Origin of the sequence: Clavibacter zhangzhiyongii (assembly GCF_014775655.1) — a bacterium.
Lineage (GTDB): Bacteria > Actinomycetota > Actinomycetes > Actinomycetales > Microbacteriaceae > Clavibacter > Clavibacter zhangzhiyongii.
Genome location: NZ_CP061274.1, coordinates 2,583,238 through 2,608,342 on the forward strand (window position 1 = coordinate 2,583,238; position 25,105 = coordinate 2,608,342).

A 25,105-nucleotide genomic window follows, 5' to 3' on the forward strand; every position below is an offset into this window, starting at 1 on the left:
AAGCGCGCCGCGTGTCCATGGCCGGACCGGCGCATCCGCAGGTCCGCGTGAGGCGGGCGCCGGATCCGCGAGGCGCGTCAGATGCGGCGCTGCACCGCGAGCGGCGACGCGGCCGCCTCGACGTCGGCCTCGGGCACGCGCGACCACTCGGGGTCCACCCCGCCCTCCTTCCAGCGCGCGAGCACGCTGGTGGAGAGCTCCTCGACGACGAGGCCGAAGCAGAAGTGGTCGCGCCAGTCGCCGTTGATGTGGATGTACCGGCGGCGCAGCCCCTCGTACCGGAAGCCGAGCTTCTGCACGACGCGGAGGCTGGGCGCGTTCTCCGGGCGGATGCAGATCTCCATCCGGTGGAGCCCGAGGGTGGTGAAGCAGTGGTCGGTCGCGAGCGCGACGGCCGTGGGCGTCACGTTGCGCCCGGCGAACTCCTGGCCGACCCAGTAGCCGATGGTGGCGCTCGAGAGCGAGCCGTAGGCGATGGAGGACACGTTGAGCTGCCCGGCGAACTCGTCGTCGTACTCGATCACGAGCGGCACGCCGAGGCCGGCGCGGGCGTTGGCCTGCAGCGACCGGATGCTCGCCCGGGTGTCGAAGGCCATCGGCGCATAGGGGCTCGTCGCCTCCCACTTCCGCAGCCAGGAGCGGTTGTCGAGGAGGGAGCGCTCGAGGGCCCGCGAGTCGCGGAGCCGGATGGGCCGGACGGAGATGCGCCCGTCCCGCATGGTGGGTACGGTCTGCGGCACGTCCATGAGCCTAGGCCTCCGCGGGCGCCGCGATGCGACCCCGCGACGAGGCCGCGGTGCGCGGCTCGTCGGGCGTCGTCCGCGCGCCGCGGACCCGGATCAGCGCTCGAGCGTCTTGACGAACTCCGGCAGCCACTCGCGCAGGCCCTCGCCGAGGTCCTCGTGGTCGACGCCGAGCTGGACGATGGCCTTGAGGTAGTCGAGCCGGTCGCCCGTGTCGTAGCGGCGGCCGCGGAAGACGACGCCGTAGACGCCGCCGGTCCACTCGGGCGCGGCGGCCATCTTCTCGAGCGCGTCGGTGAGCTGGATCTCGCCGCCCTTGCCGGGCTCCGTCTTGTGCAGCACGTCGAAGACCTCGGGGCGCAGCACGTAGCGGCCGATGATGGCGAGGTTGGAGGGCGCGGTGCCCGCGGCCGGCTTCTCGACCATGCCGGTGATGCGGACGACGTCGTCGTCGTCCGTCGCCTCGACGGTGGCGACGCCGTAGAGGTGCGTCTGCGAGGGGTCCACCTCGAGGAGCGCGACCACCGAGCAGCCGCGCTGCAGCTGGACCTCGATCATGCGGGAGAGGAGCACGTCGCGCTTGTCGATGATGTCGTCGCCGAGGAGCACGGCGAACGGCTCGCGACCCACGTGCATCTCCGCGCGGAGCACCGCGTGGCCGAGGCCCTTGGGGTCGCCCTGGCGGACGTAGTGCATGTCGGCGAGGTCGGTGGACTCGTTGACCTTGCGGAGCTTGGCGTCGTCGCCCTTGAGCTGGAGGGTGGCCTCGAGCTCGGCGTTGCGGTCGAAGTGGTTCTCGAGGGCCGTCTTGTTGCGGCCCGTGATCATGAGGACGTCGTGCAGGCCGGCGCCGACGGCCTCCTCCACCACGTACTGGATGGCCGGGCGGTCCACGACCGGCAGCATCTCCTTCGGCATCGCCTTCGTCGCGGGCAGGAATCGTGTTCCGAGTCCCGCGGCGGGGATGACGGCCTTCGTGATGTGGGTGACCATGCGATCGAGCGTAGCGGTCGGGGATACCTAGAATCGACCCATGCCGAGCGATGTCGGGAACGAGAAGAGGGCCCTGCGCGCCCAGCTGCGGGAGCGTCGTCGGCAGATGACCTCGACCGAGCGGGACGACGCGGCCCACGGCCTGACCAGCCGATTGACCGAGCTCGTGGCGAACCACGACGCCCGGCGCGTGGCCTGCTACCTCTCCACGGTCGACGAGCCGACCACGCGCCCCTTCCTCGAGTGGCTGCACGCGAACGGGCACGAGGTGCTGCTGCCGGTGTCGCGCAACGACGGCCTGCTCGACTGGGTCGTGAGCGACGGCACCGAGACGGAAGGGCTGTTCGGCCTGCCGGAGCCGGTGGGCGAGCTGCTCGGGCCCATCGCCATCAACGACGTCGACCTCATCGTCGTCCCCGCGGCGGCGGTCGACCAGGGCGGCATGCGGATGGGCTGGGGTCGCGGCTACTTCGACAAGACCCTCGGCTCGATGGAGGCCTGCCCCCCGGTCTACGCTGTGGTGTTCGACGCCGAGTTCGTCGACGAGCTCCCGCGGGAGAAGCACGACATGCCGGTCGACGGCATCGTGACCCCCACCCTCATCCACTCCTTCTAGGGACACATGCCCACGTACTCCTACCGCTGCACGGTGTGCGGCAACGCCTTCGACATCGTGCAGGCGTTCACCGATGACTCCCTCACCGAGTGCCCGGTCTGCGGCGGCAAGCTGCGGAAGCTGTTCGCCGCGGTCGGCGTGAGCTTCACCGGCAGTGGCTTCTACCGCAACGACTCGCGCACCGAGGACGCGGCCAAGCGGTCGCGGTCGTCGTCCTCGTCGGGGAAGTCGGGCGATGCGTCGTCGTCTTCCTCGTCGGACTCGTCCTCCTCGTCATCCGGCTCGTCGGACTCGTCCGGGTCCTCGGGCTCCGGCACGATCGGCCAGGGCTCCGGTACCGTGACCCCGAGCACCCCCTCCGGTCCGGCGTCCTCCGGCTCCGGCACGTCCTCGCCGTCCACCTGATCGGACGGCCCGTCCGACAGGAGCACCCGTGAAGGGCTTCAAGGAGTTCATCCTCCGCGGCAACGTCATCGATCTCGCGGTCGCGGTCGTCATCGGCGCGGCGTTCACCGCGATCGTGACGGCCATCGTCACGTCCGTCTTCAACCCGCTCATCGCGGCGCTCTTCAACGCGTCGACGCTCGCGGAAGCAGGCAAGGTCAGCATCCCGACGGCATCCGGCGGCACCGCCGACCTCCTGTTCGGCGCGGTGCTGGCGGCGATCATCAACTTCCTCATCGTCGCCGCGGTCGTCTACTTCGCGCTCGTGCTGCCGGTGAACCACCTCAAGAAGGTCGCGTTCGCGAAGCAGAAGGCCGAGGAGGAGGCGACGCCGAAGGACGTCCCGCCGACGGAGACCGAGCTGCTCATCGAGATCCGCGACCTGCTCGCGGGGCGGCCGTCGCCCGAGGGCGCGCACGGCATCCCGTCGTCGACCGGCCAGCACGTGGCCGAGCCGGGGAAGCCCGCCTAGCGCGCGAACCGCGTCGCGCGCACGACCCGACCGCCTCCGGCGTCGACCCGTCAGCCCCAGTGGGGCGGGCGGTCGAGCCGGAGGCGGTCGTCGTTCGCATCCGATGCGGCGGGGGCGTCGCCCCAGCCCTGCGGGGCGTCCTCGGCGGCGGGCACCGCGGGCGCGCGGCCGGCGGACTGCGGCGTGGGGTCGGATCCGGGGACGGGCGCGGTCGACGCGCGGCGCGAACGGCGGGCGGGGCGGCGCTCCCCCGCGGGCGCCGCGTCGCCCGCGTCCGCCGCGTCGCGCTCCGGCATCACTCCGCCCGGTGCGCGCCGGCCTGCACCTGCACGGGCGAGGTCACGGGGTGCGCGTCCGAGATCGCACCGAGCGCCGTGGCGATGCGGCGGGCGACGGCGTCCGGATCCGCGAACAGCTCGAAGGAGTGCACGCGCAGGTAGTGCCAGCCGAGGCGCTTCAGCATCTCCGGGCGCAAGCGCAGCGACTCGCGGAGGCTCGTCTGGTTGACCACCGGATCCGTCTCGATCGCGATGGCCCGGCCGCCGTAGGAGGCGACGAGCCCGAGCTTGTCGCGGTGCCCGAGGGCGGGGGCGAGGCCGAGGCCCTCGAGGCGCCGGGCGAGGTCCACCAGCATGGCGTCGCCGTCGTCCGGGATCGGGTCCTCCTTGAAGCGGGCCTCCGCCTCCGAGAGGATCTGGGCGAGCGCGACGATGCCGTGCTTCATCCGGTCCTGGTCGATGTCGGAGGGCTGGAAGCAGGAGACGACCACCATCGAGCGGCGGGCGCGCGTCATCGCGACGGCGAGCAGGCGCTCCCCGCCGGGCGCCGCGAGGGCGCCGAAGTTCGACAGCACGCGACCGTGCGGGGTGCGGCCGTAGCCGACCGAGAAGATCACGCGGTCGCGGCTCTGCGCGACGCACTGCTCGAGGGTCGCGACCATGAACGGCTCCGCGCGGTCGCCGATGAAGAACTCGGTGACGTCGCTGCGCTTGGCGGCCGCATGGAGGACGGCCTGCTGCACGCGCACGGCGTGCCGGGCGCTCGCGGTGATGACCATGAGGGACTCGCGCGGGCGGTGGCTCGCGTGGTCGAGGACCAGCTCCACCACGCGGATCACCTCGGCGTCGACGCTCTCGACGGCGCCGGTGTCCTCGTCCGGCATGCCGTGGCCGTCGGCCACGAAGTCGAGCGAGAGGCTGCCGTGGCCGAGGAACGTGCCCGCCCACGGGAGGGACTGGATCCGGCCGCCGTAGAAGCGGCGGTTCACGAGCTCCGCGAGGTCCTCGCCGCCGGCGCGGTAGCTGCGCGTGAGGGAGAGGGCCGGCAGGAGCTCGCTCAGGCGCGCGAGCGCGGAGTCCGCGTGCCGCTCCTCGAGCGTCGAGTCGTCGTCCGCGAGCTGCGGCGTGGAGCGCTCCGACTGCGGGACGACCGCGATGGTGAACGGCGACGGCGTCTGCGTGACGGGATCCCCGAACACGACGGTCTGCTTGCCGCGGCGGATGCCGCCGAGGGCCTCCGCGAGCGTCATGGCGCCGGCGTCCACCAGGAACACGGCGTCGAACGGCATCTCGTCGGTGATGGTCGGCACCTCGTACGGCGACGCGAGCCAGACCGGCGCGATCGTGCGGGAGAGGTGGGGTGCGGAGTGGTGGAGGGCCGCGGCGTCGACGGGGGCGGATCCGCCGAGCAGCTGGCGCAGGTGGTGCGCCTCCTCGGGCCAGTCCACGACGCCGATCTTCCACGTCTCCGCGAGCTGCCAGGCGAGCAGGCCAGCGCTCGCGGTCGCGTGCGCCTCGTCGACGAGGCGGAAGTCGGACTCGAGCCGGTCGAGCACGCTCGTGTTCGCGTTGAGGAGCGCCTTGTCGCCCGCGAGCATCTGCTCGAGGACCGACTGCCACCAGGCGAGCTCGAGCTCGGCGGCGACGGCCTCCTGCGGCACGTGCCGGTCGGAGAGGTCGTGCAGCAGCGGGTCGAGGTCGAGGCGGCGGAGGTCGGCGAGGAGGGAGGTGCGCTCCTGCAGGTTCTGGAGCACCTCGCTGTCCTCGGCGAGCTGGGCGACCTTCTCGCGCAGCTCGTCGACGGGCAGCTCGCCGAGCGGGGTCGGCCGGGTGAGCATGCTCAGCGGCTCGTCGAGCACCTTGAGGTCGGCGGCGACCTCCTGGTACCGCACGTGCACGTCGGAGATGCCGCGCGGGACCTCGGGGGTCGAGCCGACGGCGACGTAGCGCTGCCACAGGATCCGCTGCTTCTGTATCGCCTTGAGGCTCTCGTGCATGTCGGAGATGTGGACGCCCGGGCGCACGTACTCGCGCGCGAGCTTGCGGAGGCGACGGCGGGTGATGCTCGTCATCTCCGGGGCGTCGCGGCGCGAACCGGTGGCCGCGATGATCTCGCTGAGCGACCGGTCGAACACCACGGGCTGGAACTTGTCGAGGGTCTCGCGGACGTCGAGGAGGAGGCGGAGGTAGACGCCCAGCTCGTCGATGGAGCGGTAGGCGCGCATCCGCGTCTGGCCGACGAGCTCGTCGGCGCGCTCGAGGAGGCGCGGCAGGCCCTCCGCGGAGAGGGACTTCGCGAGGTCGTGCGCGTGGGTCGCGGCGGCGCTCGTGGGGAAGGTGGCGCCGTACCAGGGCGAGTCGCCCGGACCGTAGCGGAACTCGCCGAGGCTCGCGGCCTTGACGAGCGAGGCGGCGGCGCTCGCGCGGTCGTGCGCGATGGCCGTCACGGCCCCGCGGGTGAGGCGCGCGGTGGTGGCCGGCGGGCTCGGCAGGAGCGCGAGGCGGGAGAGCTCGCCGAGCGCGTCGAGCACGGAGACGCCGAGGTCCTTGTCGGGACGGCCGAGCGCGAAGCGGTAGTCGAGCAGCACGTGGCGCAGGCGGACGAGCGCGTCGTCGACCTCGGCGGTCTGCGCGGGCGCGGCCTTCTCGTTGCGGACGATGGACTGCACCACGTCGCGCTTGAGCGACTTCGGCGCGACCGCGAGGCCGGGCAGCCCGACGTCGGCGAGGCGCTGTCCGATGCCCTTGAGGGAGGACGCGCGCGGGCTGACCACGAGCACGCGCTTGTTCTGCGCGACCAGGCAGCCGATGGAGTTGACGATGGTCTGCGTGCCGCCGGTGCCCGGCAGCGTCGTCACCACGAGCGAGTTGCCCGCGTTGATCTGCGCGATGACGTACTCCTGCTCGGGATCCGCGTCGAGCAGCAGGGTGTCGGTGACGGGCGGGCGCTGGTCCTGCGGGATCGGATCCACCGGCGCGTAGGCCTCGCCCACGCCCCACTTGGCCGTCGGGTTGCCGGCGATGGCGTCGATGACGAGGTGCTCCAGGTGCTCCGCGTCCTCGGCGAGCGCACGGCCCACCTCGGCGAACGAGGAGACGACCAGGCGCGGCTGCACGGCGAACGCCGGCAGGTGCGAGGTGAGGCCGCGCAGGCGGTCGATGACCGGCTGCGGCTTGAAGGCGCCGTTCTGCACGGCGAGCGCGACGAAGGACTCGGCGTCGAGCGTGATCTGGAACTGCTCCTCGAGCGCTCGCGCGAGCGCTGGGTTGAGGAACGGCTGGCCCTTGAGGCGCACCTCGTAGTCGCTGCCGTGGCGGCGGATCGCGAGCGGGCGCAGGAGAACCGGCGCGCGGAACTGCTCGTCGGCGAAGCGCCACTCCGCGAGGCCGATGGCCAGGTGGATCGACTCGATGCCGCGGGCCGAGACCAGCTCGATGCCCTTCTGGGTGATGCGGTTCGCGGCCTTGCGGGCGCTGCGGAGCGCGAGCTCGTCGCGGATGAGGGACGACAGCAGCGTCGTCTTGCCCGTGATGAACTGCGCGAGGCCGCCCGGGTGCGTGGTGCTCAGCTCGATCCGGGAGCCCGGCGCGTCGACGAAGTGCAGGAGCGGCGAGGGGCCGCCGATGCCGGCGAGCTGCTCGCGCCACTCCCTCCAGCGGGGCTCGGCCACGTTGCCGCTCCCCAGGTGCACGTCGCCGACCCGGAGGTCGTGAGGGGAGGTGCTGTTGTGGGAAGCATTCACGTGGGGGTCCTCAAGAGGCTCGGCGGCGAACCCGGAGAGCAGGTCGTCGTCGTCGTCGGATCGTTCATTGGCACGCCACACCCGGCAACAGTACGACGCGTCGGGTGGGGAAACCGGCAGGCGACGCCGTGCGGACGCGGATCCGGGGGCTCGACGAGCCGGCGCGCCCTCCGCGTCCCGGCTCCGACGCGCCTCGGCCGGTCGCGCTCCCCTCCGCTACCATGGGCCGGTCAGCCTCTGTAGCTCAATGGAAGAGCAGTTCCGTCCTAAGGAAAGGGTTGGGGGTTCGAGTCCCTCCAGGGGCACCCGCATCCCGCCGCCAGCGTCTACGCGCCGACCGCCTCCCCCGCGTGCGCCCGGATCGCCGCGCGGATCTCGTCCGCGTGCGCGTAGATCTCATCCAGCGACCCGATCGGGTGCCGCGTCTCGACCTTGTGCGCGTCGAAGAGGCCCAGGTACTTCTGCTTCTTGCCGTTGAAGTGCAGGCGCGCGATGGGCTTGCGGTTGTTGTCGTCGAGCAGGACGGCCAGGTACGACTTCGCGTCGCGGTGCACCACGCGCTGCGGCTTCACCTCGCTGCAGGCGATCGCCTTGACGATCTGGTACCCCTCGAGCTCCTCGAGCGTCGTCTCGATCTCGGTGTCGCGGTCGAGGTCCGCTACGACCGCGTCCTCGCTGGTGATCACGTCGGGCGACGCGGTGGCGGGCGCCGAGGGGAATGCGGGCGCACCGAGCGCCGTCTTCAGGCGGTCGTTCACCTGCTCGTTCAGGTACTGCTTCGACGCCTTCCCGACGAGTGTCGTGAACTGCTCGCGCACCTTCTCCGTGAACATCCCGTCGTACACGCGGCGAGTGAGGAGCTTCACCCATTCCGGCGTCGGCTCGCGGAACTCCGCGGCGATCGCGCGCTTCAACGCACCGACGTACTTGAGCTCGCCTGCGGCGCTGATGATCGAGTCGAGATCGAACACGTCCTTCGTGAGCTTCATGAGCTCCGGCAGCAGCGTCTCGTCGATGTCCGCGAGGTCGAGCACGAGGAACGGCTTCTCGTCCATGCGGTTCGGCGCGTCGAGGTCCGTGTAGAAGTGGTAGACCTCGCCGTTCGTGAGCACGGCGATGCGCGCGTTCGTCACGGCGAAGTAGCGGAAGAGCTGCGATGCGTGCTCGATCTTGAGCGGCTCCGTCGACTTCTTGCACTCGATGAGGATCTGCACCTCGCCGTCGCGCATGATCGCGTAGTCGATCTTCTCGCCCTTCTTGAGGCCGAGGTCCGCCGTGAACTCGGGCACCACCTCGAGGGGGTTGAAGACGTCGTATCCGAGGATCGTGGAGATGAACGGCATGATGAACGCGTTCTTCGTCGCCTCCTCCGTCTGGATGGCGTCGCGCTGGTTGCGGACCTTCAGGGCCAGGGCGGCCAGTCGTTCGGCGAATTCCACGGGGACTCCCTCGTCTCGGTGATCCCGACGATACGGATCTCGATGCGCGCTCATGGAGATGCGGTTGCCCCCATTTCGGGAGGAGGAGCCACGGGCTCCTCGGACCGCGGGGAACCCGCAGGCGCCTGCTACCGTGACCGCATGCCCAGCCCCGACGTGCGCGCCGAGCTCGCCGCATTCGTGGCCGAACGGGATTGGGCGCAGTTCCACACGCCGGAGAACCTCGCGAAGAGCGTCGCGATCGAAGCCGGCGAGCTGCTCGAATGCTTCCAGTGGGACGCCGACGGCGACCCCGAGCACGTGCAGGCCGAGCTCGCCGACGTGCTGACCTACTGCCTGCTCCTCGCCGAGCGGCTGGGGGTGGACCCGGACCGGATCGTGCTCGACAAGCTGGCGGTCACGCGCGCCAAGTACCCGGTCGAGAAGGCGCGCGGCCGCAGCGACCGCTATGACGCTCTCTGAGGTCCGTCGAGTGGACCTCTCGCGCGCGGGTCTCGCCGCGTGGGGCCCCGAGGATCCTCGTCACTCCAACTGGCCCGTCGTCTACGTCCTGGACGGCCCTCCCCAGACGAGGTCGGCCGGCACGCGCATGGACGAGGTCTACGTGGGCGAGTCCCTCAATGCAGCTGGGCGCCTGCGTCAGCATCTCGATTCGGAGCAGCGTGGGCACCTCGCGACAGCCCGTGTGATCGTCGGGGACACGTTCAACAAGTCGGTGTGCCTCGACTTCGAGTCGCGACTCATCAAGCTCTTCTCGGGCGACGGCGCCTACGAGGTCCTCAACCGCAACATCGGCATCACGAACGCCGAGTACTTCGACCGCGTCGCCTACACAGCCCAGTTCGAGACGGTCTTCGAACAGCTGCGCGAAGACGGTCTCTTCCACCGGTCCATCGACGAGATCCAGAACACCGACCTCTTCAAGCTGTCGCCGTTCAAGGCCCTGACGCGCGACCAGGAGCTGGCGATCGAGGGCGTCCTCGAAGCCCTGGTGCACGACCTGCGCGGTGGCGCGGCCAGCACCACCGTCATCCAGGGCGAGCCGGGCACCGGCAAGACCGTCGTGGCCATCTACCTCCTCAAGCTCATCGCGGACGTCGACCGGCTCGAGCCGGAGGACGTGGTCGACAGCGACTCCCTCTTCGTCGAGTACTTCCTCGGCGAGCACCGGGAGGCCCTCTCGGGGCTGCGCACGGGGCTGGTCATCCCGCAGCAGTCGTTGCGCCGCTCCGTCGAGCGCGTCTTCGCCAGCACGCCCGGGCTGCACGGCGTCGCCGTGCTGTCCCCCTTCGACGTCGGCGACGGCGAGGAGCACTTCGACCTCCTGGTCGTGGACGAGGCGCATCGACTCAACCAGCGCGCCAACCAGGCCTCCGGTCCGCTCAACACCAATTTCCGGGAGATCACCACGCGCCTGTACGGCGTGGACGACACGACGAAGACGCAGCTCGACTGGATCCGCTCGAGGAGCACGCACCAGATCCTCCTGATCGTTCCCGCGCAGAGCGTGCGGCCGTCTGACCTCCCGGCGACCACGGTGACGCGCCTGCTCGATGACGCGCGTCGATCCGAGCGGCTGCATCCGCTCATGTCGCAGATGCGCGTGGCAGCGGGTTCCGACTACGTCGGTCACGTGCGCCGTCTCCTCGGTGCCACGTCCAGCGCCCTGCCGGAGCAGCCGTCGTCGGCGGAGTCGCTGGGTGAGTACGAGTTCCGGATGTTCGACGACGTGGCCGCGATGCACGACGCGATCCGCGACCGCGACCGCCGACACGGCCTGTCGCGCATGGTCGCGGGGTACGCATGGAGATGGGTGTCCAAGAAGGACGCCGCGGCCTTCGACATCCGGTTGGGCGACTACCGGGCACGCTGGAACAGCACGTCGCGCGACTGGATCTCATCACCAGGCGCGCTGGAGGAGGTCGGCTCCATACACACCGTGCAGGGGTACGACCTCAACTACGCCGGCGTGATCATCGGACCGGACCTCCGGTACGACGTGGAGCGCGGCCGCCTCACCATGGATCGCGCGTCCTACTTCGACAAGAAGGGACGGGAGAACAACCCCACGCTCGGGATCACCTACAGCGACGAGGACCTGCGGCTCCTGATCAGCAACGTCTACGCGGTCCTCCTGACGCGCGGGATCCGCGGGACCTTCGTCCACGTCGTCGATCCCGCCTTGCGCGACCACCTGCGCCGCTTCATCCCCGCGGCCGAGTAGACGGGCCCATCGGGCCGCATCCCGGCGCGGGGGCGCTTCCTCGTCGACCCCGGCCAGCGGATGCGTCGGGCCCGGCCACCGCATCCGGCGATGCCCCCTGTGGACGCTCACCCGCCCCGCCGCTCCCCCGCGCCTACCGTCGTCCCACCGCCCGATCGCCGCACGCGCGGCCCGACGCACCCCGGCCCGACGCAGGTGCGCCCGGCGGACCCATCCCGACACGCACGAGAGGCACGCGCCCATGACCGACACCACCCGCACGATCCCCTGGGACGGGACGCTCGACCCGCGCGCCGCCGCGGCCGTCGAGGCGCCCGGCGGACTCGTCGTCGCCGCCACCAAGGTCGGCTACATCCTCATGACCACCGACGGCGCCGGCCTCGAGCGCAAGTTCGACGCCAAGCAGCGCAACCGCGACAAGCCCGGCGTGGTGCTCTGCACGAGCATCGAGCAGCTGCAGCAGCTCGCGGTGCTGAACGACGAGATCCTCGCGTTCTACCAGGAGCACTGGGACGCCGACGTGCTGCTCGGCTGCATCCTCCCGTGGCGCGAGGACGCGAAGCACCTCCTCCCCGACGAGACCGCCGCCCAGCTCGCGATGGACCGCCGGGGCACGAGCTGCTTCGTGATCCGGTTCGGCCGCCCCGCCGAGCAGCTCGCCGAGCACCTGTGGGCGGAGGGCCGCCTGGCGTTCGCGAGCTCCGCCAACCCGTCCGGCCAGGGCAACCGCGGACGCGTCGAGGGGATCGGCGAGCGCATCGAGCAGCAGGCCGACGTCATCGTCGCGGCCGACGACTACGTGGCCTCCATCCAGCCGGGGCTCGACGAGACGAGCCGCCACGAGCAGGGCGTCATGGTCTCCATGGTCGACGCGTCGGGCGCGCTCATCCCCGAGCAGCGCGGGGAGCGCTCCGTCACGCCGAACCCCACGCTCATCCGCCGCGGCCTCGCGGTCGACGCCATCATGTCGGCGCTCGCCCGCTCCTTCCCGTCGTGGGACTACCGCCACGGCGAGTACTACTGATCCCGTCCGAACCAGCACCCCGAGGGCCCGCGGAGCACGTCTCCGCGGGCCCTCGCTCGTGCGCACGCGGTGTTCGTCGGGGAGCGCAACGAATTCCACCCCTGAGGAGATTCTCGGAGACGCCCTCGGGGAATGCGCCCTCATGCCGGCTCGGATCACCCGCAATTCACCCGGGAATGGTCGAAGGACCCGTCCGCAATGCGCATCCGCGCAGAGTGCATCGCTTGTCCGGCGACGCCGCATGGGCATTCACCGCGTTTATCGGCCCGATTCGCACACGATGTCGGAATTCACGCGGAGAACGGGTATCGTGTCGAACGTCGCATCATCTGATGCACCATCTGCAAGGAGAGGAACAGACGTGGCTCGCAAGGTTGTCACCACGCTCGTCGACGACATCGACGGCGTCGTCATCGAAGAGGGAAAGGGCGAGACCGTCCCCTTCGCCCTCGACGGCGTGAATTACGAGATCGATCTGAGCGACGCCAACGCCGCGAAGCTCCGCGAGGCGCTGGACACCTACGTCGACCGCGCCCGCCGCGTCGGCCGCGCCTCCACCGGCCGTTCCTCCAGCCCGCGCCGCTCGTCCTCGAGCGCCCCCAAGGAGGACCTCGGCGCCGCGCGCGAATGGCTGCGCGAGCACGGCCACAAGGTCTCCGAGCGCGGCCGCATCTCCGCGGACCTGCTCGAGGAGTACCGCGCCAGCAAGTAGCGACATCGCGCGCACGCACCGCGCGCGGCACGACGAAGAGGGCCGATCCGCCGTGGATCGGCCCTCTTCGTCATGTGGCGGGCCCGTCGTAATGAATTCCCATCGCGCCGGAATGGCGGGGATCCCGGGTGCAGCCTCGCCGGGCGTCACGCGCGCGTCACGCCCGGGTCGCATGCCGGTCGCGGCACGGCGAGGACGCTCGCCGTGAAGAAGGAGCACCGTGCCGAAACACCTCGCATCACCCGGGAACACCTCGCCCGCCACCCGCCGCCGCCCGATGCGCGCGCGGTTCACCGCAGCCGCCGGAGCCGCGCTCATCGCCCTGGTCGCCGTGGTGGGGATGAGCAGCCAGGTGCAGTCCGCATCCGCCGCCGTCTCCCCGACGACCACGACCCAGTGCAACGACACCCCCAACGGCGGTGGCGACCAGGTCGAATGCGACGTGACGGTCGTCAACGAGCTGAACGTGGCGACGCAGACCGGTTCCTCGACGGTCACCACCCGCGTCTGCGCCGGCGCCGCCGGTGCCGCCCCGCTCTGCACCACGACGGTGTCGCAGCGCGACGGGATCATCATCACCGCGGTCGACCAGTGCAACGGCGTCGCTAACGGCGGCGGCAGCAACGTGATCTGCACCGTGGACATCACCAACAACATCGTCGGTGAGAGCACGACCACCGCCGCGACAGTGAACCAGTGCGTCGGCTCCGCCACCGACGGCGCCGCGGGCGGCACGGCCTGCGCCCCGGTCTCCAACACCACGAACGCCGACGTCACCCAGTGCAACGGCTCCGGCAACGGCGGCGGCGCGGCGGGTCGCGTCACCTGCACCGTCCCGACGTCCACCGTCACCTCCGCGCTCCTCGTCCAGGTGGACCAGTGCAACGACTCCGGCAACGGAGGCGGCGCGACCGTGACCTGCAGCACCGACATCACCAACTTCGTGACCGCGGTGGTCGAGCCGACCGTCGAGCCCACGGTCGAACCGACCGTCGAGCCCACGGTCGAGCCGACCGTCGAACCGACCGTCGAGCCCACGGTCGAGCCGACCGTCGAACCGACCGTCGAGCCCACGGTCGAGCCGACCGTCGAACCGACTGTCGAGCCGACGGTCACCCCCACGGTGGAGCCCACCGTGACCCCGACGGTCGAGCCCACGGCGCCCGTGCCCACGCCGACGGCCACGACGCCGATCCCGACGCCCACCGTCCCGGTCCCCACCCCCACCGCGCCGGTCCCGACGCCCACGGTCCCGGTCCCCACGCCCACGGCGCCGACCCCGACCGCCACGGTCCCGATCCCGACGCCCACCGCGCCGACCCCGACCGCCACGGTCCCGACCCCGACGCCCACCGCGCCGACCCCGACCCCCACGGCGCCGACGCCCACCGCGACCGCGCCCGTCCCGACCCCCACGGTCCCGACGCCCACCGCGACCGCACCGACGCCCACCCCGGGCACGCCGGCCCCGTCCGCCACCCCGACGCCGACGCGCACCCCCGTGGTGCCGATCGTCCCGGGCGGCACGACGCCCGGCGGATACCTGCCGGTCACCGGCTACGACCCGACGCCCACGATCGGCTGGGGCCTCGCCGCCCTGGTCCTCGGTGCGCTGGGTCTCGGCATCCACGCCCGTCGCCGCACCTCGCAGCGCTAGCAGCACGACCCGGCGCGGCACGACGCGCAGGGCGGATCGCCCCTCGACCCGGTCGAGGGGCGATCCGTCGTCCGTAGCCCCAAAACCACCCCGATGTGGGGGATCCGTCGCCCAGCGGTTACGTTGGCGGCGACGGAGGTGCACCATGCATCAGCAGGCGAAGGCCGGGGGCCTGCGCTCGACGCGCCGCCCGCGTCCCGACCGGCTCGCCCTCCACCCCGGCGCGCAGGCCGGCGGGGTCCGTCCGTGATCCGCGTCGACGTGCTCGGCGGCTTCCGCGTCTCCGGCCTCGGGGCCGATCCGTCGCTCACGCGCCCCGGCGGCTCCGATCCCGACGGCGCCACCCTGTCCGACGGCACGCGCCGCCTCATCGCGGCCCTCGCCATCCGCTCGCGCCCTGCCGACCGCGGCACCCTGGCGGCCCAGCTCTGGCCCGAGTCGCTCGACGGCCGGGCCGCGTCCAGCCTCCGGTCCGCCATCGCGCGCCTGGGCGACGGCGGCCGCGAGATCGTCGCCCCGACCCCGTCCGGGCTCGTGCTGCACACCGCGGTCGCCGTCGACCTCCGCGCGGCGCAGGCGATCGCCGCCCGGCTGCTCGCGCCACGGCACCCGGACGCGGACACGGACGACGCGGAGGATGCGGACCTGACTCCGGCCGCCGTCGGCCTGTTCAGCGCCGACCTGCTGCCCGACTGGTTCGACGCCTGGCTCGAGCCGGCCGCCGAGGAGTGGCGCCACCTGCGGGTCAACGCCCTCGAGGCGCAGTCCGACGCGCTCCGGGCACGGGGCCGGCTGCACGAGGCCGCGTCGGCCGCGCGCCGGGCCATCGACGTGGATCCGCTCCGCGAGACCTCGCAGCGCTGCCTCATCTCCGTCCACGTCGCCGCCGGCAACCAGTCCGACGCCCTGCGCGCCTATGCCGCCTACCGCGCCCGCCTCGACCGCGAGGTGGGCCTGGAGCCGACGGCGATGCTGTCCGACCTCATGGCCGGCCTCCGCCCCCGCGCGGGATCCGCCCACCGCGGCTGAGCGACCGACGGATCCCGCCGGCCGGCGCCGCTACCGACCGGCGCCCAGCCGCTCCCACAGGAACGCGTGGACGAGCGACTGCAGCCGCGCCGTCGCCGGGTTGTCCGCGGATCCGCCGTGCCCGCCCGCCGTGTTCTCGAAGTACCAGGCGTCCTCGACGCCGGTCTCGTGCAGCAGCGCGACCATCTTCCGCGCCTGCACCGGCCCGACCCGGTCGTCGCTCGTGGCCGCGTAGACGAGCGTCGGCGGGTAGGAGACCCCCTCCCGGACGTTGTGGTACGGCGAGAAGGTGCGGATGAACTCCCAGTCGGCCGGCACGTCCGGGTCGCCGTACTCCGCGATCCACGACGCCCCCGCCGACAGCCGGGTGTACCGCCGCATGTCGAGCAGCGGCACCCCGCAGACCACGGCGCCGAACAGCTCCGGGTACGTCGTGAGCATGTTGCCGACGAGCAGCCCGCCGTTGCTGCGGCCCTCGCAGCCGAGCCGCGCGGGCACGGTGACGCCGCGGGCCACGAGGTCGCGCGCGACGGCGGCGAAGTCCTCGTAGGCGCGGTGCCGGTCCTGCCGGAGCGCGGCCCGGTGCCACGCCGGCCCGTACTCGCCGCCGCCGCGGATGTTGGCGAGCACGTACACGCCGCCGCGCGCGAGCCAGCCGCGCCCCACGATGCCGCTGTAGGAGGGCAGGCGGCTGTTCTCGAAGCCGCCGTAGCCGGAGAGCAGCGTGGGCGCGGATCCGTCGAGCGGCAGGTCGCGCGGCCCCACCTGGAAGTAGGGCACGCGCGTCCCGTCGTCCGAGACGGCGAAGTGCTGGGCGACCTCGAGGCCCTCGGCGTCGAACGACGCGGGCTGGTCCTTGACGGGTCGGGGCGCGCCCTCGCCGACCACCCCGCGCAGCAGCGTCGGCGGGGTGAGGAACCCCGTCACCGCGAGCCAGTACTCGTCGGTGTCGCGGTCGGTCGCGACCACGGAGACGGACGCGAGCGGCGTCCCCACGCGCACGTCCTCCACGTGCCAGCCGGCCGAGCCGTGCGCGGTCGGCGGGGTGAGCACGCGGATCCGGCTCGCCACGTCCGCCAGCAGCGTCACGACCAGGTGCCCCGCCGTCCAGGCCCAGTCCTCGAGGCTCCGCGACGAGGTCGGGGCGAACAGCACCGCCAGCTCGCGGGATCCCGCGAGGAAGTCGTCGAGGCGCGCCGCCAGCAGCGAGCCGCCCGCGTGCACGACCCCGCCGATCTCCGTGTCGGTGCGCGGCCGCAGCACGAGCCACTCGCGGTGCAGGTCGACGTCGACGTCCTCGGGCACGTCGATCCGCACCGTCCCGTCGTCGGTCAGGAGCAGCGTCCGTGAGGTGAAGAAGTCCGGAACCTCCCGCACGACGTCGCGCTCGAAGCCGGGCGTCGGGTCGTGCGTGACGTGGACGAGCATGTCGGTCGGGGCGACCGCGTGCACCTCGGGCGCGTCCGCGAGGGCCTCGCCGCGGCTCCAGCGCCGGGCCGTGCGGGCGTAGGAGCTCTCGGTGAGGCTGCCCGGCCCGAAGTCGGTGCCCACGAAGACCGTGTCGCGGTCGATCCACGACACCATCGTCTTCGCCACGGGCACCGCGAAGCCGTCCTTCACGAACCGGCCGGTGCCGAGGTCCAGCTCGCGGACGGCCACCGCGTCACCGCCGTCGGGCGAGAGCGACACGAGCGCCCGGTCGCGCGTCGGCGACAGCAGCTGCGCGCGCGCGAACTGCCACGGGATCCCCTCGGCCGCGCCCAGCGCGTCGAGGTCGAGCAGCACCTCCCACTCCGGCGCGGGCGCCTCGTACTCGTCGAGCGTCGTGCGGCGCCAGAGGCCCTGCACGTGGTCGGCGTCGCGCCACAGGTCGTACAGGTGATCGCCGTGCCGGGTGACGTACGGGATCCGCTCGTCCGACTCGAGCACCTCGAGCAGCTCGCCCGTGAGCCGCGCGCGCGACGCCTCCGACGACCGGGCGAGCGTCCGCTCGTTCTCCGCGCGGACCCAGGCGAGCGCCCGGTCGCCGTGGATCTCCTCCAGCCAGAGGAACGGGTCGTCGGGGGTCGGGGTGTCGCGAGCGTCGGCGGTCATCGCCCCAGCCTACGGACGGGGCAGGCGGCCGATCCGTGCAATCACCCGGGAGCCCGCCCCGCGATCGCGTTCAGGCCGCGGGCGCCAGGAACTCGTCCCAGCCGGGGGCCGGGCGCTCCATGCCGCTGACGACCCAGCCGCTCCCCTGCGGCGCGCGCGGCGACGTGCGCAGCGTCCAGCCCATCTCCTCCGGCGTGCGGTCGCTCTTGCGGTTGTTGCACGAGAGGCAGCACGCGACGAGGTTCTCCCACGTGTCCTTCCCGCCGCGCGAGCGCGGGAGCACGTGGTCGATGGTGGTGGCGTTCCGCGCGCAGTACGCGCACCGGCCGCCGTCGCGCCGGAGGACCCCGCGGCGCGAGACGGGCACGCGCCGGGCGTGCGGGATCCGCACGTACCGGGTGAGCAGGATGACCGACGGACGCCCCCAGGCCCCGCCGTTCCCCCGGATGGGGTTCCCCTCGTCCTGGGCGAGCATGGTGGCCTTGCCGCTCAGCACGAGCACCAGGGCCCGCTTGAACGACACGACGGCGAGCGGCTCGAAGCCCGCGTTGAGTACCAGTGTGCGCACGACATCCCTCTCAGACCGGCCTGGACGGCTTCCAGGCATCCGAACGAGGCGTCCCGCCCCCGGGAACACGCGAAGGCACCGCCGAGTGCTCGGCGATGCCTTCTAGGTGAGCGGGCGACCGCTCCGGTGGACCTGGTGGATGCCCACCCGGGGATGGTGCCGATGGCCGTGGCGCACGTGAGCATCCATGGTGCGGATGTCGCGTGCGGTGGTCATCGGGGCTCCCGGGCGGGTCGAGGGACGTCTCACCGCACAGGGTAGCCCAGGGGCCCGCGTTTGTCCCGGGGAATGCAGGAGGCCGGCGGGGCATCCGCGAGGGATGCGTCCCGCCGGCCTCCTGGAGGTCGATCCGGTGCCGGTCGTCAGCCGAGGAGGCGGACGAAGTGCACGTTGGTGCTCCAGATCGGGCGCTCCTTGACGTGATCGCCGGGCTTCGGCGCGTCGATGAAGATGCCGTTGCCGGTGTAGATGCCGTCGTGGCTGAAGTCGTTCCACACCACGATGTCACCGGGGCGGGCGTCCTCGCGGGAGACGACGGTGCCGGCGTTGTGCTGCGCGCGGACCGAGTGCGGCAGGTTGAGGCCGAACTGGGCGAAGACGTACTTCACGAGGCCCGAGCAGTCGAAGCCGGCGGGGGTCTCGCCGCCGAAGACGTAGGGGACGCCGAGGTACTGGCGCGCGACCGAGGCGACGCCGCCGGCGCTGGAGGACGACCCCTGGTAGATCGGGTTCTGGGCGATCTGCGTGGCGGAGGCGCCCGTGTAGCTGGTCGCGGTCGACGCGAGCTGCGTGCGACGCTGCTCGGCGAGCGCCGCCTGCGCGGCGGCGGCCTTCTGCGCGTTCAGCTCGGCGACGGAGGTGGCCGTGAAGCCCTCCTCGACCGGCGCGGAGGTCGCGTCGTCGGCGTTGACCACCTGCGCGTTGGCGGCGGTGTAGTCCTGGAGGGACGTGCCGGCGACGTTCGCGGTCGGGTGCCCGAGCGACGCGGTGGACGCGTAGGCGGGGAGCGCCATGACGCCGATGACGCCCGTGACGAAGGTCATGACGACCGCGTTGGCGGCCTTGGTGCGACGCGAGCGCCCGGCGGCGGGCGCCGGGGTCATGCGGGGAGCGGGGGTCGCGAGCGTGCGGGACGCGGAGTCGCGACGGGGGCGGACGGCCTTCGCGTTCTCGGCGGCGCGGAGCTCGCGACGAGTGGGGAGGCGATCCATCCCGGGTGCGGGCGGTCGAGTCGGGTCGGACGGGTTCCCGACGGAACCGCTGATGTCACCATGGGCCAAGTTGTCAACCTCCTGCGTCTCGACGCCGGGCATGCTGGCGCCCCGTCCCTCCAAGGTCGTCGAGGGGTACACGCGCAGGGGACGGGTGTCGAGACGCCCTGCACCGGGCCCGGAACCTCTGTGGTGGTCGGTCGGGCCTGTTCGAGAGTAAGGGACCGGCCCCCGTTTGTCATCCTGAGGGACCATATTTCTAACGAATCCATAACGGCAGACGTCATCCTGACGGCGGATGCGGACCAGAAGCCCCGGTGGGACCGGCCTGTCGTCCGCGTGTGCCCAGTCCGGGGGTGGTCCTGCGGATCCGCCCGGTCGCGCGCCGTCGCGCGTGCGGGTCAGCGCTCGATGAAGATGTGGCCCGCGACCTCTAGCGGGAGCTCCAGCCCCGCCCCCGCGCCGTCCACGCGCACGAGCACGTAGGCGCCGTCGCGGGAGAAGGAGCCGGTGGCACCCGGCAGCACGCCGGCCTGCTTGAGCTGCGAGAGGAGCTCCGGGTCGAACTGCACCGGCTCGCCGAGCCGGCGGATCACGCCGCGGGCCGGCGCGTCCTCCGTGGTGCCGAGCGACGCCTCGACGACGCTCACCATGCCGGCCATGAACGCGACGGCGGGCGAGTCGCCCAGCTCGTCGAGCCCCGGGATGGGGTTGCCGTACGGCGACTCGGTGGGGTGTCCCAGGAGGTCGAGGATCTTGCGCTCCACCTGCTCGCTCATCACGTGCTCCCAGCGGCAGGCCTCGTCGTGGACGAACTCCCACTCGAGGCCGATGACGTCGCTGAGGAGCCGCTCGGCGAGGCGGTGCTTGCGCATCACGTGGACGGCCTTGCTGCGCCCCTCGGGGGTGAGCTCGAGGTGGCGGTCGCCGCTCACGATCACGAGCCCGTCGCGCTCCATGCGGGCGACGGTCTGCGAGACGGTGGGGCCCGAGTGCCCGAGGCGCTCGGAGATGCGCGCCCTCAGGGGGACGATGGCCTCCTCCTCGAGGTCGAGGATGGTGCGGAGGTACATCTCCGTCGTGTCCACGAGATCAGTCATCGGGGCCTCCCTTGCGCCATCGACCAGCCTACTTCCCCGGGTGCGGGATGACCGGCGCGGGGGCGCCCGTCGGGATCCGCCGCCCCGGATCGGGCGGGGGCGGTCCCCTAGCATTGCCGCATGCCGACCACGACGATCCCCACCGAGCTCCTGCCCCTCGACGGACGATTCGGCTGCGGCCCGTCCAAGGTGCGGCAGGCGCAGCTCGACCACCTCGCGCTCGCGGGCGCGCAGATCCTGGGCACGTCCCACCGCCAGGCGCCCGTCAAGGAGATGGTCGGCCGCGTGCGCGCCGGGCTCTCCCGCCTCTTCCGGCTGCCCGACGGCTACGAGGTCGTGCTGGGCAACGGCGGGTCCACCGCGTTCTGGGACGCCGCCGCCTTCTCCCTCATCGAGCGCCGCAGCCAGAACCTCGTCTTCGGCGAGTTCGGCGGGAAGTTCGCCAAGGCCGCCGCGGCGCCCTTCCTCGAGGCGCCCGACGTCATCAGCGCCGCGCCCGGCAGCCGCGCGTCGGCGAACCCGGTCGAGGGCGTGGACGTCTACGCCTGGCCGCACAACGAGACCTCGACGGGCGTCATGGCGCCGGTCACCCGCGTGCACGGCGACGACGGCGCGCTCACGGTCGTCGACGCCACGAGCGCGGCCGGCGGCGTGGACTTCGACGCCGCCCAGGCCGACGTCTACTACTTCGCACCGCAGAAGAACCTCGCGAGCGACGGCGGCGTCTGGCTCGCGCTGTTCTCCCCCGCCGCCCTCGAGCGCGTCGAGCGCATCGCGGCGTCGGGCCGGTGGATCCCCGAGTTCCTCAGCCTCAAGAACGCGGTCGACAACTCGCGGCTCGACCAGACGCTCAACACGCCGGCCCTCGCCACGCTCCTCATGCTCGAGGACCAGCTCGACTGGATCGAGCGCGCCGGCGGCCTCGCCTGGGCCGACGCCCGGACGCGCGAGTCGTCGTCGGTCCTCTACGACTGGGCGGAGCGCGTCGACTACGCGCGGCCGTTCGTCACGGATCCGGCGCACCGCTCGCAGGTCGTCGTGACGATGGACTTCGACGACGCCGTGGACGCATCCGCCGTCGCGAGGACCCTCCGCGCGAACGGGATCGTCGACACCGAGCCCTACCGGAAGCTCGGGCGCAACCAGCTGCGGGTCGCCACCTTCACGGCCATCGAGCCGGACGACGTGCGGGCGCTCGTGCGCTGCATCGAGTTCGTGGTGGAGCAGGGCGCGGGCTGATCCCGTCCCTCCCCCGCATGACGACGGCGGCGGTCCCCGAGGGGACCGCCGCCGTCGTCATGCGGGGTGCGGATCAGCGATCGGCGCCGTCGAAGCTCGTGTCGTCGTCATCGTCGTCGTCATCGTCGTCGTCGTCGTCGTCGTCGTCATCGTCGCCGTGCGCGGCTGGCACGCCCTCGAAGTCGACGCCGTCGAGGACGTCGTCGGCGTCCTCCGCGTCCTCCGCGGTGTCGTCGTCCTCGTCGTCCGACTCGTCGTCGTCGTCATCATCGTCCGACTCCGATGCGACGCGCTCCGCCTCCTCGTCGGCCTCGATCCCGGCCAGCCGGTCCGACCACGGCAGCCACTCCGGCGAGAGCAGCGCGCCGTCGCCCGGGAGGAGCGCGGCCTCGAGCACGGTCGGCGCGGCCTCCTCGACGCGGGCGAGCGTCACGGTCCAGTACCAGCCCGGGTAGCCGGCCATCGTGTTGTGGAAGAGCAGGGAGAGCACCCGGTCCCCCTCGACGGTGGATCCGGCCGGCTCGCCGACCGTGTCGGCCGGGGTGATCTCGAGCAGCGCCGCGCGGGCGAGGTCCACGGCCGCGAGCAGCTCGGCATCCGGCTCGGCGGGGACGGGTGCCGGCTCCTCGCCGGCGGTCGCCTCGCCGTCGACGGGAGCGCCGGTGGCGGCCGCATCCTCGTCGGGGGCCGTGGTCGCCATCGGGTCGACGGCCGTCGGCTCCGCCGGGGCGGCTCCCGTCGCGTCCTCGGGCGTCGTGTCGTCGTCCAGGCGATCAGGCATCGAGCTCCTCCGCGACCCGGCGCAGGAGCGCCGCGATCTTCCGGCTGTGGGCGTCGTCCGGGTACCGGCCGCGCTTGAGGTTGGTGCCGATCCCGTCGAGCACCTTCACGAGGTCCTCGACGATGACGGCCATGTCGTCGGCGGGCTTGCGGGACATGCGGACGAGCGAGGGCGGGGCGTCGAGGATCCGCGCCGAGAGCGCCTGGGCGCCGCGCTTGCCGTCGGCGATGCCGAACTCGAGCCGGGTGCCGGCCTTCACGCCGGCGACGCCCGAGGGCAGGGCCGACGCGTGCAGGAAGACCTCCTGGCCGTCGTCCGAGCTGATGAACCCGAACCCCTTGTCCTCGTCGTAGAACTTCACCTTGCCGGTGGGCATGCGATCCTCTTCCCTCGCCCCGGGCAGGGGCTCCTCGCCCCGGGCGGGGCTCGATGTGCTGGTGGGCGGTCCAGTCTATTCGCCCGGGCTCCGGGCGGCCGGGGCGACGGCGGTCCGCTCGCCGCCCGGGCGCCTCGCGCGACGCGCCCGGGCGCGTCCCACGGCGTAGTCTGAGCGGATGGCATCCGAGACCGCACCGAGCGAGGGACGGGCCGAGCGCATCCTCGCGTACATGCTCGCCGGCATCCTCCTCATCGCCGTGCTGAGCATCCTCGCGATCCTGCTGGCGCCGCTCATCGCCGTCGACGCGTCGCAGTACAGCACGCCGCTCTGGCAGGTCATCCTCCTGCTGCCGGCCGTCGGGATCCCCCTCGCCGCGCTCCTCTTCATCGCGATCCTCGTGATCAGCGTCCGTCGCCGACGTCGCATGGACGGCACGTCCCGCTAGCGGGACGACCATGACCGACGCCCTCGAGCTCGCGTCCCGCCTGCGCGCGCTGGACGACGACGCCCTGGTCGGCCTGGTGCGCGATCGCGGCGTGGACGCCGGGCGCGTCGTCGACCTCTTCGACCTCGCGGACGCGCTGCTCGCCCCGGAGGCCGTCGCGCGCGCCCTCGAGCAGCTCGACCGCGCGGCCCTCGCCGTCGTCGCGGTGGCCGCGGCGGAGGGCGCCACGGCCCGCCGGATACCGCTCGCCTCGGTCCGGGACGTGATCGCCCGACGCTCGGGCGAGGACCCGACCGACCCGCGCGAGCTCGCGGATGCGGCGGAGCGCGCGGCGGCGACGCTCCTCGCCGACGTCGACGACGACGGCGTCACCACGCACCCGGAGGTCGCCGCGGCCCTCGCCTCCTGGCCCGACGAGGGACGCCCGGGCACCGACGAGCTCGCCCGGCTGGCCCCGCCCGCGTCGCTCGCCGCGGTGCCGGACGTGGACGCGGACGAGGTCGACCGCCGGGCCGGCGAGAGCGCCTTCCGCTCCGTGGTCGCCGTCGCCGCGCTGGTCGACGAGCTGACCCGGAGCCCCGCCCGCGAGCTCAGCCGCGGCGGCATGTCCCTGCCCGACGCCCGCCGCCTCGCCTCCGCGCTGGGCGCCGACCTCGACGACGTCCCCGTCGTCCTCTCCATCGCCGACCGCGCGGGTCTGGTCGTCCACGCGGGCCGCTCGTGGCATCCGGCCGACGCCGCGGGCGCCTGGTCCGGGCGCCCGACGGCCGACCGGTGGGAGGCACTGGCCGGATCGTGGCTCGCGGCCCTGGCGCCCGCGACCCAGGCGATCCTCGGCGAGCGCGCCGGCACCTCGTGGGGCGCGGGCCTCGTCGAGAGCGTCCTCTGGCGCTTCCCCGGCGGATCCGCGTGGATCGGCGAGCGCATCACCGTCTTCACGCGGGACGCAGGCCTCCTCGGGATCACGACGGGCGACGTCCCGAGCTCCGCGGGCCGCGCGCTCCTCACCGCGGGCCCGGCCGCGGCGGCCGCCGCCCTCGCCCCGCACCTGCCCGCCGAGGTCGACCGGGTCTACCTGCAGCACGACCTGACCGTCGTCTCGCCGGGCCCCCTCGATCCCGCGGTCGAGTCGCGCCTCCTCGAGGTGGCCGACGTCGAGGGGCGCGGCCTCGCGGCCAGCTACCGGATCTCCGCCGAGTCCGTGACGCGGGCGCTCGCGTCCGGCGCCACGGCCGAGGGGATCCGCGCCTTCCTCGCCGAGGTGTCGCTCACCGGCGTCCCGCAGCCGCTCGACTACCTGCTCGCGGAGACGGCGGGCCGCTTCGGCCGGCTCCGCGTGCGCCCCGCCTCGCCCGACGACGCGGACGCCGGGTCCGCGCCCGAGGCCCGGACGGCCGTGGTGTCGGACGACGCCGCGCTGCTCGCGACCCTCCTCGTGGACCGCGACCTCGCTCCCCTGCGGCTCGCGCGCGCCGCGGACGGGATCCTCACCAGCGCCGCCCCGCCCGAGGCCGTCGAGCGCGCGCTCGCCGCCGCCCGGCTCGCGCCCGTCCGGGAGGACGCCGAGGGCCGCCGCGTCGCCCCCGCTCCCCGGGCCGCCGGCGCGTCCGGGCCGTCGGCCGATCCCGAGCCCGACGCGGCGGACGCGCTGGTGGCGCGCATCCGCGCCGCGAGCGGCCCCGACGACGGCGCCGCGTGGACCAGCCGGCAGCTCGAGGTCGCGATCCGCGCCAAGGCCGTCCTCCGCGTCCGCGTCCGCATGCCCGACGGCCGCGAGGTCGACCACGTGCTCGAGCCCGCGAGCGTCGCCGGCGGCCGCCTGCGCGCCCGCGACCGCGTCGCCGACGTGGAGCGCACGCTCCCGCTGTCGAGCATCGTCTCCCTCTCCCCCGGGCCGACCGCCGGATGAGCGCG

23 protein-coding genes and 1 tRNA gene are annotated in these 25,105 nt (G+C 72.9%); 13 read left to right on the top strand and 11 right to left on the bottom strand.

Annotated features, from left to right (window positions below):
- Positions 1-77: 77 nt before the first annotated feature.
- Together H9X71_RS12185 and galU are read right to left on the bottom strand one after the other, a co-directional pair.
- Positions 78-746, bottom strand: coding sequence for a GNAT family N-acetyltransferase (locus H9X71_RS12185; protein ID WP_191147336.1), 669 nt, complete (start codon positions 744-746; stop codon positions 78-80).
- Between the two features lie 93 nt (positions 747-839).
- Complete coding sequence (gene galU / locus H9X71_RS12190; RefSeq protein WP_045529068.1) at positions 840-1,736, bottom strand: UTP--glucose-1-phosphate uridylyltransferase GalU; 897 nt, start codon at positions 1,734-1,736, stop codon at positions 840-842.
- A 40-nt stretch (positions 1,737-1,776) separates the two neighbouring features.
- On the opposite strand from galU, the gene H9X71_RS12195 reads away from it, so the two are divergent.
- The 3 genes from H9X71_RS12195 to mscL are packed head-to-tail and all read left to right on the top strand — an operon-like array spanning position 1,777 to position 3,268.
- The gene (locus tag H9X71_RS12195) at positions 1,777-2,352 is read left to right on the top strand and encodes a 5-formyltetrahydrofolate cyclo-ligase (protein WP_191147337.1); all 576 of its coding nucleotides are present in this window, start codon (positions 1,777-1,779) and stop codon (positions 2,350-2,352) included.
- A gap of 6 nt (positions 2,353-2,358) precedes the next feature.
- Complete coding sequence (locus H9X71_RS12200; RefSeq protein WP_191147338.1) at positions 2,359-2,757, top strand: FmdB family zinc ribbon protein; 399 nt, start codon at positions 2,359-2,361, stop codon at positions 2,755-2,757.
- A 28-nt stretch (positions 2,758-2,785) separates the two neighbouring features.
- On the top strand, positions 2,786-3,268 hold the full coding sequence (mscL, locus tag H9X71_RS12205; protein WP_191147339.1) for a large conductance mechanosensitive channel protein MscL: 483 nt from the start codon (positions 2,786-2,788) through the stop codon (positions 3,266-3,268).
- A 50-nt stretch (positions 3,269-3,318) separates the two neighbouring features.
- On the opposite strand, the gene H9X71_RS12210 is transcribed toward mscL, so the two are convergent.
- Together H9X71_RS12210 and H9X71_RS12215 are read right to left on the bottom strand one after the other, a co-directional pair.
- Entirely contained in the window at positions 3,319-3,564 is a 246-nt protein-coding gene (locus H9X71_RS12210; protein ID WP_191147340.1) for a hypothetical protein, read from the bottom strand.
- On the bottom strand, positions 3,564-7,370 hold the full coding sequence (locus H9X71_RS12215; RefSeq protein WP_414759552.1) for a DUF4011 domain-containing protein: 3,807 nt from the start codon (positions 7,368-7,370) through the stop codon (positions 3,564-3,566). The genes H9X71_RS12210 and H9X71_RS12215 overlap by 1 nt, the downstream gene beginning before the upstream one ends.
- Positions 7,371-7,522: 152 nt before the next feature.
- On the opposite strand from H9X71_RS12215, the gene H9X71_RS12220 reads away from it, so the two are divergent.
- A tRNA-Arg gene (locus H9X71_RS12220) sits at positions 7,523-7,594 on the top strand.
- A gap of 21 nt (positions 7,595-7,615) precedes the next feature.
- On the opposite strand, the gene H9X71_RS12225 is transcribed toward H9X71_RS12220, so the two are convergent.
- Entirely contained in the window at positions 7,616-8,728 is a 1,113-nt protein-coding gene (locus H9X71_RS12225) for a type I restriction endonuclease (protein WP_191147341.1), read from the bottom strand.
- 141 nt (positions 8,729-8,869) lie between these two features.
- Here H9X71_RS12225 and H9X71_RS12230 point away from each other — a divergent pair, with 141 nt between their 5' ends.
- The 6 genes from H9X71_RS12230 to H9X71_RS12255 all read left to right on the top strand — a co-directional run bounded on the left by H9X71_RS12230 (position 8,870) and on the right by H9X71_RS12255 (position 15,374).
- The gene (locus tag H9X71_RS12230; protein WP_191147342.1) at positions 8,870-9,190 is read left to right on the top strand and encodes a nucleotide pyrophosphohydrolase; all 321 of its coding nucleotides are present in this window, start codon (positions 8,870-8,872) and stop codon (positions 9,188-9,190) included.
- 223 nt (positions 9,191-9,413) lie between these two features.
- Positions 9,414-10,952, top strand: coding sequence for a DNA/RNA helicase domain-containing protein (locus H9X71_RS12235; RefSeq protein ID WP_342355629.1), 1,539 nt, complete (start codon positions 9,414-9,416; stop codon positions 10,950-10,952).
- Positions 10,953-11,193: 241 nt separating this feature from the next.
- Positions 11,194-11,976 carry an L-threonylcarbamoyladenylate synthase gene (locus tag H9X71_RS12240; protein WP_191147344.1) on the top strand — a complete coding sequence of 261 codons (783 nt, stop codon included), beginning with the start codon at positions 11,194-11,196 and terminating at the stop codon, positions 11,974-11,976.
- 361 nt (positions 11,977-12,337) lie between these two features.
- Positions 12,338-12,688, top strand: a complete 351-nt coding sequence (locus H9X71_RS12245; protein ID WP_191147345.1) for a histone-like nucleoid-structuring protein Lsr2 — start codon at positions 12,338-12,340, stop codon at positions 12,686-12,688.
- 220 nt (positions 12,689-12,908) lie between these two features.
- Positions 12,909-14,345 carry a hypothetical protein gene (locus H9X71_RS12250; protein ID WP_191147346.1) on the top strand — a complete coding sequence of 479 codons (1,437 nt, stop codon included), beginning with the start codon at positions 12,909-12,911 and terminating at the stop codon, positions 14,343-14,345.
- Between the two features lie 246 nt (positions 14,346-14,591).
- On the top strand, positions 14,592-15,374 hold the full coding sequence (locus tag H9X71_RS12255) for an AfsR/SARP family transcriptional regulator (RefSeq protein ID WP_191147347.1): 783 nt from the start codon (positions 14,592-14,594) through the stop codon (positions 15,372-15,374).
- Between the two features lie 30 nt (positions 15,375-15,404).
- On the opposite strand, the gene H9X71_RS12260 is transcribed toward H9X71_RS12255, so the two are convergent.
- The 4 genes from H9X71_RS12260 to H9X71_RS12275 form a co-directional block, all read right to left on the bottom strand.
- Positions 15,405-17,468, bottom strand: coding sequence for a prolyl oligopeptidase family serine peptidase (locus tag H9X71_RS12260; protein ID WP_191147348.1), 2,064 nt, complete (start codon positions 17,466-17,468; stop codon positions 15,405-15,407).
- A 70-nt stretch (positions 17,469-17,538) separates the two neighbouring features.
- Positions 17,539-18,036, bottom strand: coding sequence for an HNH endonuclease (locus tag H9X71_RS12265; RefSeq protein WP_191147349.1), 498 nt, complete (start codon positions 18,034-18,036; stop codon positions 17,539-17,541).
- Positions 18,037-18,398: 362 nt separating this feature from the next.
- Positions 18,399-19,247 (bottom strand): C40 family peptidase, encoded by an 849-nt coding sequence (locus tag H9X71_RS12270; RefSeq protein ID WP_236006354.1) that lies wholly within the window; start codon positions 19,245-19,247, stop codon positions 18,399-18,401.
- Between the two features lie 401 nt (positions 19,248-19,648).
- On the bottom strand, positions 19,649-20,347 hold the full coding sequence (locus H9X71_RS12275) for an iron-dependent transcriptional repressor DtxR (protein WP_191147351.1): 699 nt from the start codon (positions 20,345-20,347) through the stop codon (positions 19,649-19,651).
- A 120-nt stretch (positions 20,348-20,467) separates the two neighbouring features.
- On the opposite strand from H9X71_RS12275, the gene serC reads away from it, so the two are divergent.
- The gene (gene serC, locus H9X71_RS12280; protein WP_191147352.1) at positions 20,468-21,586 is read left to right on the top strand and encodes a phosphoserine transaminase; all 1,119 of its coding nucleotides are present in this window, start codon (positions 20,468-20,470) and stop codon (positions 21,584-21,586) included.
- Positions 21,587-21,659: 73 nt separating this feature from the next.
- Here the strand turns inward: serC and H9X71_RS12285 are convergent, their stop codons facing one another.
- Together H9X71_RS12285 and H9X71_RS12290 are read right to left on the bottom strand one after the other, a co-directional pair.
- Positions 21,660-22,367, bottom strand: coding sequence for a DUF3027 domain-containing protein (locus H9X71_RS12285; protein ID WP_244961613.1), 708 nt, complete (start codon positions 22,365-22,367; stop codon positions 21,660-21,662).
- On the bottom strand, positions 22,360-22,743 hold the full coding sequence (locus tag H9X71_RS12290) for a cold-shock protein (RefSeq protein ID WP_086517722.1): 384 nt from the start codon (positions 22,741-22,743) through the stop codon (positions 22,360-22,362). Before H9X71_RS12290 ends, H9X71_RS12285 begins: the two co-directional genes overlap by 8 nt.
- Before the next feature lie 178 nt (positions 22,744-22,921).
- Here H9X71_RS12290 and H9X71_RS12295 point away from each other — a divergent pair, with 178 nt between their 5' ends.
- Both H9X71_RS12295 and H9X71_RS12300 read left to right on the top strand, forming a co-directional pair.
- A complete protein-coding gene (locus tag H9X71_RS12295) occupies positions 22,922-23,191 on the top strand; it encodes a hypothetical protein (protein WP_191147353.1) in 270 nt (89 codons plus the stop codon).
- 10 nt (positions 23,192-23,201) lie between these two features.
- Entirely contained in the window at positions 23,202-25,100 is a 1,899-nt protein-coding gene (locus H9X71_RS12300; protein ID WP_191147354.1) for a helicase-associated domain-containing protein, read from the top strand.
- Positions 25,101-25,105 lie beyond the last annotated feature (5 nt).

What these genes read in the sequence shown, in the direction of transcription:
- H9X71_RS12230 (WP_191147342.1), top strand. Translation starts at nt 8,870, where the DNA reads ATGCCCAGCCCCGACGTGCGCGCCGAGCTCGCCGCATTCGTGGCCGAA.
- H9X71_RS12260 (WP_191147348.1), bottom strand. Translation starts at nt 17,468, where the DNA reads ATGACCGCCGACGCTCGCGACACCCCGACCCCCGACGACCCGTTCCTC.
- H9X71_RS12275 (WP_191147351.1), bottom strand. Translation starts at nt 20,347, where the DNA reads ATGACTGATCTCGTGGACACGACGGAGATGTACCTCCGCACCATCCTC.
- H9X71_RS12210 (WP_191147340.1), bottom strand. Translation starts at nt 3,564, where the DNA reads ATGCCGGAGCGCGACGCGGCGGACGCGGGCGACGCGGCGCCCGCGGGG.
- H9X71_RS12300 (WP_191147354.1), top strand. Translation starts at nt 23,202, where the DNA reads ATGACCGACGCCCTCGAGCTCGCGTCCCGCCTGCGCGCGCTGGACGAC.
- galU (WP_045529068.1), bottom strand. Translation starts at nt 1,736, where the DNA reads ATGGTCACCCACATCACGAAGGCCGTCATCCCCGCCGCGGGACTCGGA.
- H9X71_RS12240 (WP_191147344.1), top strand. Translation starts at nt 11,194, where the DNA reads ATGACCGACACCACCCGCACGATCCCCTGGGACGGGACGCTCGACCCG.
- serC (WP_191147352.1), top strand. Translation starts at nt 20,468, where the DNA reads ATGCCGACCACGACGATCCCCACCGAGCTCCTGCCCCTCGACGGACGA.
- H9X71_RS12185 (WP_191147336.1), bottom strand. Translation starts at nt 746, where the DNA reads ATGGACGTGCCGCAGACCGTACCCACCATGCGGGACGGGCGCATCTCC.
- H9X71_RS12295 (WP_191147353.1), top strand. Translation starts at nt 22,922, where the DNA reads ATGGCATCCGAGACCGCACCGAGCGAGGGACGGGCCGAGCGCATCCTC.
- H9X71_RS12285 (WP_244961613.1), bottom strand. Translation starts at nt 22,367, where the DNA reads ATGCCTGATCGCCTGGACGACGACACGACGCCCGAGGACGCGACGGGA.
- H9X71_RS12200 (WP_191147338.1), top strand. Translation starts at nt 2,359, where the DNA reads ATGCCCACGTACTCCTACCGCTGCACGGTGTGCGGCAACGCCTTCGAC.
- H9X71_RS12290 (WP_086517722.1), bottom strand. Translation starts at nt 22,743, where the DNA reads ATGCCCACCGGCAAGGTGAAGTTCTACGACGAGGACAAGGGGTTCGGG.
- H9X71_RS12270 (WP_236006354.1), bottom strand. Translation starts at nt 19,247, where the DNA reads ATGGATCGCCTCCCCACTCGTCGCGAGCTCCGCGCCGCCGAGAACGCG.
- H9X71_RS12195 (WP_191147337.1), top strand. Translation starts at nt 1,777, where the DNA reads ATGCCGAGCGATGTCGGGAACGAGAAGAGGGCCCTGCGCGCCCAGCTG.